Below are 11863 nucleotides of genomic sequence, written 5' to 3'. Positions count from 1 at the left end.
CACAGGGCGGTCAGCGGATCTCGGCTATACGCGCACCGCGCACGGGCATCTCGGGCCGTCCGCTGGTCGCCGAGGCGACCGGTCCGCCGGAAGCATCGGGGTGATCGGTGATCTCTTTGGGCAGCCTCAGGGGCAACGGATCCCGCACCGGCATCGCGCCGTCACCACGAGAAATGATCAGATTGCGCAACGCGGCGTCCAGGAGGGGGCCTGCCGCCGGATCCTGCCCGGCCGCGCCGGTCACCACCGCCCGCAGAAACCAGCGCGGACCGTCCACACCGATCATCCGGCCCGGCACGGTCTCGCCCGGACGCCCGGTCGGCAAGCTCATCCGCAGTTCGGGGCCGTAGCGACCGTCCGCCTCCGACCCACCGCCCCCCTGAATGGTCTCCAGGATCTCGGCCCGCACCTCGTCCCACAGGCCCCGGCTCTTCGGCGCCGCGAAGACGGAGAGCTCCATCGCGCTGCGCCCGTCGGTCACCAGCACCGTCAGCGGCTTGCCCGTCGACTCCTCGACCTGGAACTGCACCTGCATGCCGTCGAGCGCCGGAATCCGCAACGACCCGAGATCGAGGCGATGCACGTCGTCATCGGGTGCCTGCGCGATGTCGTAGGGACCATCGGGCTCCGACGAGCCCCGCGAGGTGACCTTCTCGGGGACGTCCATCTCGGAGGCCCCGCGACGGTCGAACTCCCTACGCCCTCGTCCGAACACCGGTGGTCTCCTTTCCTGCCCCCCCGGCGGACCCGAAACCCCCCGTGGAGCCGAACCCGCCGCTTCCGCGCGCCGAGGCCGGCAGCTCATCGACCTCCCGGAACACAGCGTGCTCCACGCGCTGCACGACCAGCTGGGCGATCCGGTCGCCCCGATGCAGGATGATCGTGTCAGATCGGTCGGTATTGATCAGAACGACTTTGATTTCTCCACGGTAACCGGCGTCCACCGTTCCCGGGGCGTTGACCACGGACAGGCCGTGCCGCGCGGCCAGGCCACTGCGCGGGTGGACGAACGCCGCGTACCCGGCCGGCAGGGCGATGCTCAGACCGGTTCCGACCGTCGCCCGCTCCCCCGGGCCGAGCGTCACATCCTGGGCCGTCACCAGGTCCGCTCCCGCGTCCGACGGCTGGGCGTACGCCGGCAGCGCCAGCTCGCGGTCCGACCGGCGGACGAGGATCTCCACCCGACCCGGTACGGCGGGCGCGGGCTGCACGGCGAGTGGCACCGCGGACGCGGGAGGCAGGGCGGTGGGCATCGTCGGATCGGTGGCGGTCATGGCTCTCCTGGTCGAGGGTGCCCGGTCCGGGCGTGACCCCCACGCTAGGCCATGGCCCTCGTCCCGCCATCGGCCTGCCGGTCCGACGGGCCGCAGCAAGCCCCGGACTCCGGCTGGCCTATCCCGGCGTGATCGGATAGCAGACGATCCGAGGGGCCAAGACGGTCCGAGGGGCCAAGCAGGCCGGTCGGAGTAAGCAGGGGGCGGGCGGACCGACATGGTCCTCGCCGAGGAACGAGAGGTGTGGGGTGGCGAAAGCAGCGTCAAAGCTGGGATGGAAGATCGTCGGCGGAGGGGCAACCGCGCTCGCGGGCATGGCCGCGAGCCGAGTCGTGAGCGCCCTGTACCGCAAGGTACGCAAGTCCGACCCACCGGCCAACCCGGCGGACCCGGACACCGCCTGGACGGAGGCCGTCGCCTGGGCAGCGATCTCGGGTCTCGCGATCGGGATCGGCCGGTTGGCGGCCGAGCGCGCGGCCGCGCGCGGATGGGCCCGGGCGACGGGTTCACCGCCGCCCGGCATGCTCCACCCGAAGACCGCCTTCTCCGAGGAGTGAACGGCATCCGAGGACTGAACGCGTGACCGACAAGCACCGACGAGCACCGACGAGCACCGACGAGCACTGACAAGCACCGACTACGAGCCGCTCTCCGGGGTACCCGGCTGCTCCTTTCCAGGCACGATGGGATCAACCGGTGCGCCGTCCGGATCGGCGGCGTCGCGATCAGCGGGAGGCTCGGATGGCCGTGTACGCCCTGGGGGACGCCGTCCCCACCATCGATCCCACGGCCTATGTCCATCCGGACGCGACGGTCATCGGCACGGTGACGATCGGGCCCGAGTCCACGGTGTGGCCGGGCGCGGTGCTGCGTGGCGACTACGGGACGATCGAGATCGGCGCCCGCACGTCCATCCAGGACGGCACGGTAATCCACGCCACCGAGGAGCTCACCACGGTTGTGGGTGACGACTGCACCGTCGGGCATCTGGCTCACCTGGAGGGTTGTGTCGTCGAGGACGGCGCCCTGGTCGGTTCCGGTTCGGTGGTACTCCACCGGGTCCGGATCGGCCGGGGCGCGCTGGTCGGCGCGGGCGCGGTCGTCGTGGGCGGCACGGTCGTGCCGCCGGGCGCGAGGGCGCTCGGCGTGCCGGCGAAGATCCTGCCGGACTCCGTCGCCCCGGGTGCCCTCGCCGCCGGGGCCGTGATCTACGTGGCGAACGGCAAACGCTACCGCGAGCAGCTACGCCGGATCGGCTGACCGGTCGACCGCCGGGCCACCCACGCCTCGCCCCGCCCTCCCGGCGGGTCCGCCGACGGCCCGACGGCCGGTGCGCCCGAGGTCTCACCGTTGGGTCCCCGCCCAGGTGAGCGGATGTCTCAGAGAGTGTCACAGCCGACGCCGCGCCACGTAACGGCGCGTTCCTACCGTCGTGGCATCACCCGCACCCCGGAGGATCATCTATGAGCGCCACCCTGGAAGGCGTCCCGACTACCGGCACCGTGACCGGTCCGTCCCGACGCGGCCGCTGGATCGACGACTGGCGGCCCGAGGACCGCACCTTCTGGAACAACGGCGGTTCCCGCATCGCCCGCCGAAACCTGATCTTCTCGATCCTGGCCGAGCACATCGGGTTCTCGATCTGGTCGCTGTGGGCGGTGACGGTCCTGTTCCTCGGACCGGCCTACCACATCGACCCGGCCGGCAAGTTCCTGTTGACCTCGCTGCCCGCGCTCGTCGGCAGTGCGCTGCGGATCCCCTACACCTTCGCCGTCGCCCGGTTCGGGGGGCGTAACTGGACCATCTTCAGCGCGGCGCTGCTCCTCGTGCCGACGATCCTCGCGGCCGTCGTTCTCTCCCCCGGCGTCTCCTACCCCACCCTGCTGATCGTCGCCGCGGTCGCGGGGGTCGGAGGCGGTAACTTCGCCTCCTCGATGACCAACATCAACGCCTACTACCCGGAGCGGCTGAAGGGCTGGGCCCTGGGGCTGAACGCCGGCGGCGGAAACCTGGGGGTGGCCGCGATCCAGCTTGTCGGCCTGCTCGTCCTCGCCACCGCCGGCAAGGACCACCCCCGGGTCGTCCTTGCCGTCTACATCCCGCTGATCGTCCTGGTGACGCTCGGCGCGGCGCTGTTCATGGACAACCTGTCGAGCGCGAAGAACGACCGGGGGGCGATGCGCGACGTCGCCCGTGACGGTCACACCTGGGTGATGTCGCTGCTCTACATCGGCACGTTCGGGTCGTTCATCGGGTTCGGCTTCGCGTTCGGCCAGGTGCTCCAGGTGCAGTTTCACGACCAGTTCAGCACCCCGATCAAGGCCGCCTACCTGACCTTCCTCGGTCCGCTGCTCGGCTCGCTGATCCGCCCGGTCGGCGGCATCCTGGCGGACCGCATCGGCGGAGCGAAGGTCACCTTCGTCAACTTCGTGGCGATGGCTGCCGCGGCCGCGATCGTGCTCGTCGCCTCGCTGACGGAGTCGCTTCCTCTGTTCCTGGTCGGGTTCATCGCGCTGTTCGTCTTCAGCGGCGTCGGGAACGGGTCGACGTACAAGATGATCCCGGCGATCTTCCGGGCGAAGGCCCAGGCCAGCATCGACGCCGGTGGCGACCCGGTCGCGGCGCAGCACTCGGCCCGGCGGCTGTCCGGAGCCCTCATCGGCCTGGCCGGCGCGATCGGCGCGTTCGGCGGGGTACTGGTGAACCTGGCCTTCCGGCAGTCGTTCCTGAGCTACCGGACCGGCAACGCGGCGTACATCTCCTTCATCGCCTTCTACGCGCTGTGCTTCGTGGTGACCTGGTTCGTGTATCTGCGGCCCTCGGCCAGGCGTCTCGCCGGCATCTGATCCCGGCTGTGCCCGGTGTTCAGGCCAGTTCGACGGCGACGGCGATCTCGCCGCCGGTCGGGCTCAGCGTGAGCTCCCGGATGCTGCCGGCGCTGCGCAGGTCCGCGGCCACCGACTCGACGAGGGCGACGAGGTCGGCCTCGCCGCTGATCCGGACGCTCGCGACCTCGGCCTTCTGCGACACCTTCGCCTCGGACTTGGCCCGGCGGACACCGGACAGCGCCGCCCCGACGGCGCCGAGGAGCTCCACGCGGGCGCCCTCGGCGAGCTTGCGGATCTCGGCGGCGTCCGGCCAGCTCGCCCGGTGCACCGAACCGGGACGCCACCAGGACCAGACCTCCTCGGTGACGAACGGCAGGACCGGGGCGAACAGCCGGAGCAGCGCTGACAGGGCCACCGAGAGCGTGGTGTGCGCGGAGGCCGCGCCCGCCGCCCCGGAGGAGCCGTACGCCCGGCCCTTCACAAGCTCGACGTAGTCGTCACAGAACCGCCAGAAGAACGACTCGGTGACCTCGAGGGCCCGGGCGTAGTCGTAGCCGTCGAAGGCCGCGGTGGCGGCGTCGACCACATCGGCCAAGGCGGCCAGCAGGGCACGGTCCAGCGGTTCACTGGCCGGGGCGGGGGCCGCCCCGGCGTCGGGGGTCACGGCGTCGGGGGTCACGGCAAGACCGAGCGCGAACCGGCTGGCGTTGAGGATCTTGATGGCGAGCCGGCGGCCGTTCTTCATCTGGCCGACATCGAAGGCGGTGTCGGTACCCGGCCGCCCGGACGCCGCCCAATAACGGACCGCGTCCGACCCATGCTCCTCGAGCAGGCCCATCGGGGTCACCACGTTGCCCTTGGACTTCGACATCTTCTTACGGTCCGGGTCGAGGATCCAACCGGAGATCGCCGCGTTCGACCAGGGCAGCACGTCGAACTCGGCGTGGGTGCGCACCACCGTCGAGAACAACCAGGTCCGGATGATCTCGTGCGCCTGCGGACGCAGGTCCATCGGGAAGACCCGGGAGAACAGATCGGTATCGTGCTCCCAGCCACTGGCGATCAGTGGGGTGAGCGAAGACGTCGCCCAGGTGTCCATCACGTCGGGGTCGGCGGCAAACCCGCCGGGCACGCCCCGCTGCTCGGCGGCGTACCCGGGCGGGACGTCGCTGGACGGGTCGACCGGCAGCGACGCCTCGTCGGGCACGATCGGCGCGTCATACCGCGGCGCACCGGCGGCGTCCAGCGGGTACCACACCGGGAACGGCACGCCGAAGAACCGCTGCCGGCTGATCAGCCAGTCGCCGTTGAGGCCGTCGACCCAGTTCTCGTAGCGGACCTTCATGTAGTCCGGGTACCAGCGCAGCTCCTGGCCGCGTCCACGCAGCGCGGCCCGCAGCGGCTCGTCCCGCCCGCCGTTGCGGAGGTACCACTGGCGGGTCGTCACGATCTCCAGCGGCCGGTCGCCCTTCTCGTAGAACTTGACCGGATGGGTGATCGGCCGCGGATCGCCGAGCAGCGCGCCGGACCCGGCGAGCAGTTCGACGATCCGCGCCCGGGCGCTGTGCACGGTCTTTCCGGCGAGCTCGGCGTACCGCTCCCGGCCTGCCGCGGAGGTGACGGCGCCCGGTGGGTCCGGGATGAACCGGCCGTCACGGCCGATCACCGCACGCGCCGGCAGCCGCAGCTCGCGCCACCACGTCACGTCGGTGAGGTCACCGAAGGTGCAGATCATCGCGATGCCGGATCCCTTTTCGGGGTCGGCCAACCGGTGCGCGACCACCGGGACCTCAACGTCGAACAGCGGGGTCCGCACCGTGGCGCCGAACAACGACTGGTAACGCGGGTCGTCCGGATGGGCGACCAGGGCGACGCAGGCGGGCAGCAGCTCGGGACGGGTCGTCTCGATGACAATCGGGTCCGCCAGATCCCCGGAGCCCGCCAGATCCCCGGAGCCCGCCGGGTCCAGCCCGCTGCTCGGGGCGGAGACGCCCGACCGGGGGAAGGCCAGGCTGTGGTACGCGCCGGGGCGGTCCCGGTCCTCCAGCTCGGCCTGGGCCACCGCGGTACGGAAGGTGACGTCCCACAGCGTCGGGGCCTCGGCAAGATAGGCCTCCCCCCGAGCGAGGTTGCGCAGGAAGGCCCGCTGCGCAACGGTCCGCGACCGGGCGTCGATCGTCGCGTAGGTGTACGACCAGTCGACGGAGAGCCCCAGCCTGCGCCAGAGCTGCTCGAAGCCCTTCTCATCCTCCAGGGTCAGCCGCTCGCAGAGCTCGACGAAGTTGCGTCGCGAGATCGGGACCTGCTCCTTGCCGGGCTTGTCCGGCGGGGTGAAACCCGGGTCGTAGGGCAGCGACGGCTCGCAGCGGACAGCGAAGTAGTTCTGGACCCGGCGCTCGGTCGGCAGCCCGTTGTCGTCGAAGCCCATCGGGTAGAAGACCTCGCGACCCCGCATCCGCTGGTAGCGGGCGATCAGGTCGGTGTGGGTGTACGAGAAGACGTGCCCCACGTGCAGGGAACCGCTGACGGTCGGCGGCGGGGTGTCGATGGAGTAGACCTGCCCGCGGTCGACCGTCCGGTCGAACACGTAGGTGCCCTCGTCCTGCCATACCGTTGACCAGCGCGCCTCGATGCCGTCCAGGCCCGGCTTCGCCGGGACCGCGCGGGTGGACCGTTCCGTACCGTCTGTCGCAACCACAAGTAACGATCCTACGGGCGCCTCGATCGTGGTCATCGACCGCCGAGGTCCCCCGGTGCCCGGACCGGCGAGGTTCCGGCCCGGGCACGCACCCCGGAGCCGGAGCCGGAGCCGGAACGGGAAGCGGAAGAGGTCGACGGACGTGACGCCTCTCACGTTCCATGGGGAGTACACGACCGGCTGCCTTGGCAGGATGAACCGTTGAACGGACCGTACTCCCGTGCCGATCCCCACTCCGTGCCGATCCCTGGAGCGCCGGACGATGAGCGACCTGCCAGACCCGGACGAACTGCTCGCCATTGCGCTGACGATCGCCCGTGCGGCGGGTGACCTGCTCGCGCGGGGCCGGGAGGGCACCGTGGCCGCGGAGACGACGAAGTCGTCTCCCACCGACGTCGTGACCGCTCTCGACCGCGCCTCCGAGGCGCTCGTCGCCCGGCGGCTCGCCGAACTGCGCCCCGGCGACGGACTGCTCGGCGAGGAGGGTTCGGACTCCGCCGGCACAACCGGGGTGCGCTGGATCGTCGACCCGCTCGACGGGACGGTGAACTTCCTCTACCGGCTGCCCAACTGGGCGGTCTCGATCGCCGCCGAGGTCGACGGGGAGGTCGTCGCCGGGGTTGTGCACGCCCCGGCGCTGGGCGCGACCTACACCGCCACGCGGGGCGGCGGATCGTACCGGGACGGGGAACCGCTGACCGGCTCCACGGTGACGACGCTGGCCGGCGCCCTCGTCGCAACGGGTTTCGGCTACACGGCGTCCCGCCGGGCCGCGCAGGCCGCTGTCGCCAGCCGGGTGGTGCCCCGGGTGCGCGATCTCCGTCGGATGGGTGCGGCATCGCTGGACCTGTGCGCGGCGGCCGGCGGCCTCGTCGACGCCTACTACGAGCGTGGGCTGAGGCCCTGGGACCAGGCCGCCGGCGGCCTGGTGGCGGTGGAGGCCGGACTGCGGGTCGGGGGGCTGCACGGCCGCCCGGCGGGCGAAGATCTCACCGTCGCCGCCCCGCCGGCCCTGTTCCCGGCGCTGACCGCCCTGCTCGCCGAGGATCCCCCCGCCGACCGCGACTGAGATCCCCGACCGGGCGAGCCCACCACCGGCCCCGCTCACGGCCAGGGCACGACGTCGTCGATTCCGGCTGCGACGAGCGCCCGGCTGAGACCGCCGCGGGAGCGGATCCCGAGGTACCACTGTCGACGGCGTAGACCAACTTGACGGTGGCGTCCCACTGTCCGGGCATGACGGTGTTCCTCCCCAACTGATACCGCTGACGGCGTGTCGCTTCTCAGTCCGGGAAACGGGAACGGGGGCGCGCGGCATGCGGGCCGGCGGGCGGGGCCGGCAGGGAGCGAACCCGCCGGCCCCGGATCATCGGTCGTGGGCTACAGCAACGAGCGCAGGACGTACAGCAGGATCCCGCCGTGGCGGTAGTACTCCGCCTCGCCGGGGGTGTCGATCCGCACGACCGCCTCGAAGGTCCTGTCGCCGGCACGTACCGTGATGGGCGGGGTCCTCTCGTCCACCTCGGCGAGGCCCGTGATGGTGAACGTCTCCTCCCCGGTCAGGCCGAGCGACTCCACCGACTCGCCGGCGGGGAACTGCAGCGGCAGCACGCCCATACCGATCAGATTCGACCGGTGGATGCGCTCGTAGGACTCGGCGATGACCGCCCGCACGCCGAGCAGCGAGGTACCCTTCGCCGCCCAGTCCCGGGAGGAACCCGAGCCGTACTCCTTACCGGCCAGGATCACCAGCGGCACACCCTCGGCGGCGTATTTCTGCGCGGCGTCGTAGATGGCCAGCTGCTCGCCGTCTGGCAGGTGCCGGGTGACGCCGCCCTCGGTGCCCGGCGCCAGCCGGTTGCGCAACCGGATGTTGGCGAACGTGCCGCGGATCATCACCTCGTGGTTGCCGCGCCGCGACCCGTAGGAGTTGAAGTCGGCGGGCGCGACCCCGTGCTCGGTGAGGTAGCGGCCGGCAGGCGAGTCCTTCTTGATCGAGCCAGCCGGGGAGATGTGGTCGGTGGTGACCGAGTCGCCGAGCACCGCCAGCACCCGGGCGTCGATGATGTCGGTCCGGGCCTCCGGCTTCGCCGCCATCCCCTCGAAGTACGGAGGGTGCCGGACATAGGTGGAGCCGGGCGCCCAGGCGAACGTCCGCGACACCTCCCCGCCGTCACCGAGCGGCAGCGAACGCCAGCGCTCGTCACCGGACAGGTCGGCGTAGTCGGACTCGTACATCTCGGACTGGATGGCGTCGCCGACGACCGCGGCGACCTCGGCCTCGCTCGGCCAGATGTCACGCAGGTAGACGGGCTCCCCGCCGGTGCCGGTGCCCAGCGGGTCGGTGTCGAGGTTGATGTCCATGGTGCCGGCCAGCGCGTAGGCGACCACCAGCGGCGGGGACGCCAGGTAGTTCATCTTGATGTCGGGGTTGATCCGGCCCTCGAAGTTGCGGTTGCCCGACAGCACGCTGACCACCGCCAGGTCCGCGTCGTTCACCGCGGCACTGATCTCCTCCGGCAGCGGCCCGGAGTTACCGATGCAGGTGGTGCAGCCGAACCCGACCAGGTTGAAACCGACCTTGTCCAGGTAGGGCACGAGCCCCGCCCGCTCGTAGTAGTCCATGACCACCTTCGAGCCCGGCGCGAGGGTGGTCTTCACCCACGGCTTGCGGGTGAGCCCCTTCTCGACGGCGTTGCGGGCCAGCAGGGCAGCGCCGATCATGACCTGCGGGTTGGACGTGTTGGTGCAGGAGGTGATGGCCGCAACGGCGACGGCGCCATGGTCGATCTCGACGCCCGTGCCGTCGGCGAGGGTGACCGCCGTCGGGTTGGACGGGCGGGCGGCGACGTCCCCGACCACGGCGTTCACCGAGATCGGGGCGTCGGAGGGCTTGTCCGCGAATGCGGCCGCCGGGTCGGAGGCCGGGAAGGACTCGGCATCCGCCTCGTCCGCGCCGCCATTCGTGAGCACCAGGGGCTGGGCGTAGTCGACCAACGCCGCCCGGAAGGCCTGCTTCGCGCTCGCCAGCGGCACCCGGTCCTGCGGGCGCTTGGGCCCGGCAAGCGACGGCTCGACGGTGGACAGGTCCAGCTCAAGGGTGGTCGTGTAAGCGGCCTCGCGGCTCGGGTCGTGCCAGAGGCCCTGCTCCTTGGCGTACGCCTCGACCAACGCCACCAGCTCCGCGGGACGGCCGGTCAGCCTGAGGTAGTTCAGCGTCTCCGCGTCGATCGGGAAGATCGCGCAGGTGGAGCCGTACTCGGGGCTCATATTGCCGATGGTCGCCCGGTTCGCCAGCGGGACGTTCGTCACGCCGTCGCCGTAGAACTCGACGAACCGGCCGACGACTCCGTGCCGACGCAGCATCTCGGTAATGACGAGCACCATGTCGGTCGCGGTGGTGCCCGTCGGCAGCTCGCCGGTCAGCTTGAAGCCCACCACAGTGGGGATAAGCATGCTCACCGGCTGGCCGAGCATGGCGGCCTCGGCCTCGATGCCGCCGACGCCCCAGCCGAGCACGCCGAGACCGTTGATCATCGTGGTGTGGCTGTCCGTGCCCACGAGGGTGTCGGGGTAGGCCAGCGTCCCATCGGCCGTCTGCTTCGTGAAGACGACCCGGGCGAGGTGCTCCAGGTTGACCTGGTGCACGATGCCGGTGTTCGGTGGGACGACGGTGAAGTTGTCGAACGCCTCCTGACCCCAGCGCAGGAACTGGTAACGCTCCCGGTTGCGGCCGAACTCCAGCGCCGCGTTGAGCTCGAACGCGTCCGGCCGGCCGAAGTGGTCGGCGATGATCGAGTGGTCGATCACGAGCTCGGCGGGGGCCAGCGGATTGATCTTCGACGGGTCGCCGCCGAGGGCGGCCATCGCCTCCCGCATGGCGGCAAGGTCCACCACACACGGCACGCCGGTGAAGTCCTGCATGATGACGCGGGCGGGCGTGAACTGGATCTCCTGGCTGGGGGCGGCCGAGGGATCCCAGTTCGCCAGCGCCCGGACATGGTCCGCGGTGATGTTCGCGCCGTCCTCGGTACGCAGAAGGTTCTCCAACAGCACCTTGAGGCTGTAGGGGAGTCGATCGGCCCCGGGCACCGCGTCCAGCCGCCTGATCGTGTAGGTGCGATCACCCACCACGAGCGATCCGGTACTGCCGAAGGTGTCCATCGTTCTCCTCCTCGTCGCCCGCCGCCCGCCACCCGCGAGCGGCGGGGCTCGCTCCCATGGCCCCGCCCGGCTGGCCGCACCATGGTGACACCGGACCCACGGCCCCGGGTGGGCACGCATCCGGCGCCTGCCTGCCTCGGCCAGCTCCGTCCCATCCTGGCATTCCGGCGCGTCTCGCACCGCGCCCGCGACGCTGTGACCCCGCCGACCCTCCGGGTCGGCGGGAACCGCCAGGGCCTCCCGAACAAGCTCGTCACGCCCGACTCCGGCAATTACTTAACACTGCTAACAGTAGCGGAAGCTGTCGGCGGCCCCTGCCCACAACGGCGGAATGTTCGGCGATAATCACCCCACCTGCGGGTGAACTCGTTCTTTCGGTCCCCGGTGCATCCCGGCACGCTCCGGCCCGGGCCGGAGCACGCGTGCCACGACCGCGCGCCGCGCACGGCCTCGTGCAGGGCAGCGACGACGTCCTGGCTCAACGACCGGCGATCCAGCAGCTTCTCGGCCCGTGCCCGCGCGGCGAAGCCTCGGTCGCGCGCGGCGGGTGTCCGCCTGCCGGCCGCAGCGTCGGTGAGACACTCCGCCACCGCCACCGCGTCGCCGGGTGCCACCAGCCAGCCGGTCTCGTCGTCCACCAGCTCGCTGATCGACCCGAACCGCGTCGCCACGGTCGGTACCCCGCAGGCCGACGCCACCCCGATGGCGCCGTAGTCCTCCACCCAGGAGGACACCACGTTCACATCGGCGGCGGCGTAGTACGGCCGCACGTCGCGGACACCGTGCACCCAGCGCACCGCCGCCGCGCCGGGAAGCGCCCCGGCCCAGGCCCGGACCCGCTCGCGGTAACGGACCGCGGCCTCGTTGCACCGACCGGCGACGTCCTCCCCGCCCTCGGG

At 71.3% G+C, this 11863-nt stretch carries 9 protein-coding genes; 4 read left to right on the top strand and 5 right to left on the bottom strand.

Translation table 11 applies throughout. The features are described 5' to 3' along the window. Nucleotides 1-10: 10 nt before the first annotated feature. Together AC08OO_RS04425 and dut are read right to left on the bottom strand one after the other, a co-directional pair. The gene (locus tag AC08OO_RS04425) at nucleotides 11-715 is read right to left on the bottom strand and encodes a DUF3710 domain-containing protein (RefSeq protein WP_476606202.1); all 705 of its coding nucleotides are present in this window, start codon (nucleotides 713-715) and stop codon (nucleotides 11-13) included. Continuing rightward, complete coding sequence (dut, locus tag AC08OO_RS04420) at nucleotides 696-1274, bottom strand: dUTP diphosphatase (RefSeq protein ID WP_476609773.1); 579 nt, start codon at nucleotides 1272-1274, stop codon at nucleotides 696-698. The genes AC08OO_RS04425 and dut overlap by 20 nt, the downstream gene beginning before the upstream one ends. A 248-nt stretch (nucleotides 1275-1522) precedes the next feature. Here dut and AC08OO_RS04415 point away from each other — a divergent pair, with 248 nt between their 5' ends. The 3 genes from AC08OO_RS04415 to AC08OO_RS04405 all read left to right on the top strand — a co-directional run bounded on the left by AC08OO_RS04415 (nucleotide 1523) and on the right by AC08OO_RS04405 (nucleotide 4120). Continuing rightward, the gene (locus AC08OO_RS04415; RefSeq protein WP_476609772.1) at nucleotides 1523-1831 is read left to right on the top strand and encodes a DUF4235 domain-containing protein; all 309 of its coding nucleotides are present in this window, start codon (nucleotides 1523-1525) and stop codon (nucleotides 1829-1831) included. Nucleotides 1832-2015: 184 nt separating this feature from the next. Further along, nucleotides 2016-2534 (top strand): gamma carbonic anhydrase family protein, encoded by a 519-nt coding sequence (locus AC08OO_RS04410; RefSeq protein WP_476609771.1) that lies wholly within the window; start codon nucleotides 2016-2018, stop codon nucleotides 2532-2534. Nucleotides 2535-2737: 203 nt separating this feature from the next. Further along, entirely contained in the window at nucleotides 2738-4120 is a 1383-nt protein-coding gene (locus AC08OO_RS04405) for a nitrate/nitrite transporter (RefSeq protein ID WP_476609770.1), read from the top strand. A 19-nt stretch (nucleotides 4121-4139) separates the two neighbouring features. On the opposite strand, the gene valS is transcribed toward AC08OO_RS04405, so the two are convergent. Then, the gene (valS, locus tag AC08OO_RS04400) at nucleotides 4140-6800 is read right to left on the bottom strand and encodes a valine--tRNA ligase (RefSeq protein WP_476609769.1); all 2661 of its coding nucleotides are present in this window, start codon (nucleotides 6798-6800) and stop codon (nucleotides 4140-4142) included. 262 nt (nucleotides 6801-7062) lie between these two features. On the opposite strand from valS, the gene AC08OO_RS04395 reads away from it, so the two are divergent. Continuing rightward, nucleotides 7063-7869 (top strand): inositol monophosphatase family protein, encoded by an 807-nt coding sequence (locus AC08OO_RS04395; protein ID WP_476607269.1) that lies wholly within the window; start codon nucleotides 7063-7065, stop codon nucleotides 7867-7869. Nucleotides 7870-8180: 311 nt separating this feature from the next. On the opposite strand, the gene acnA is transcribed toward AC08OO_RS04395, so the two are convergent. Further along, nucleotides 8181-10964: an aconitate hydratase AcnA gene (gene acnA, locus AC08OO_RS04390; protein WP_476609768.1), complete on the bottom strand. Its 2784-nt coding sequence runs from the start codon at nucleotides 10962-10964 to the stop codon at nucleotides 8181-8183. A gap of 272 nt (nucleotides 10965-11236) precedes the next feature. Continuing rightward, nucleotides 11237-11863: glycosyltransferase family 4 protein (locus tag AC08OO_RS04385; RefSeq protein ID WP_476618255.1), on the bottom strand; the 627-nt coding region annotated here is incomplete at its 5' end.

The sequence above is a fragment of the Frankia sp. CeCAU1 genome (assembly GCF_977971845.1).
Note: the sequence above shows the minus strand (reverse complement) of the source record. Positions and strands in the feature narration are given on the sequence as shown.

Bases quoted from the DNA above. Each gene is read 5' to 3' on its own strand.
- AC08OO_RS04405 (WP_476609770.1), top strand. From the start codon at position 2,738: ATGAGCGCCACCCTGGAAGGCGTCCCGACTACCGGCACCGTGACCGGT.
- acnA (WP_476609768.1), bottom strand. From the start codon at position 10,964: ATGGACACCTTCGGCAGTACCGGATCGCTCGTGGTGGGTGATCGCACC.
- AC08OO_RS04410 (WP_476609771.1), top strand. From the start codon at position 2,016: ATGGCCGTGTACGCCCTGGGGGACGCCGTCCCCACCATCGATCCCACG.
- dut (WP_476609773.1), bottom strand. From the start codon at position 1,274: ATGACCGCCACCGATCCGACGATGCCCACCGCCCTGCCTCCCGCGTCC.
- AC08OO_RS04395 (WP_476607269.1), top strand. From the start codon at position 7,063: ATGAGCGACCTGCCAGACCCGGACGAACTGCTCGCCATTGCGCTGACG.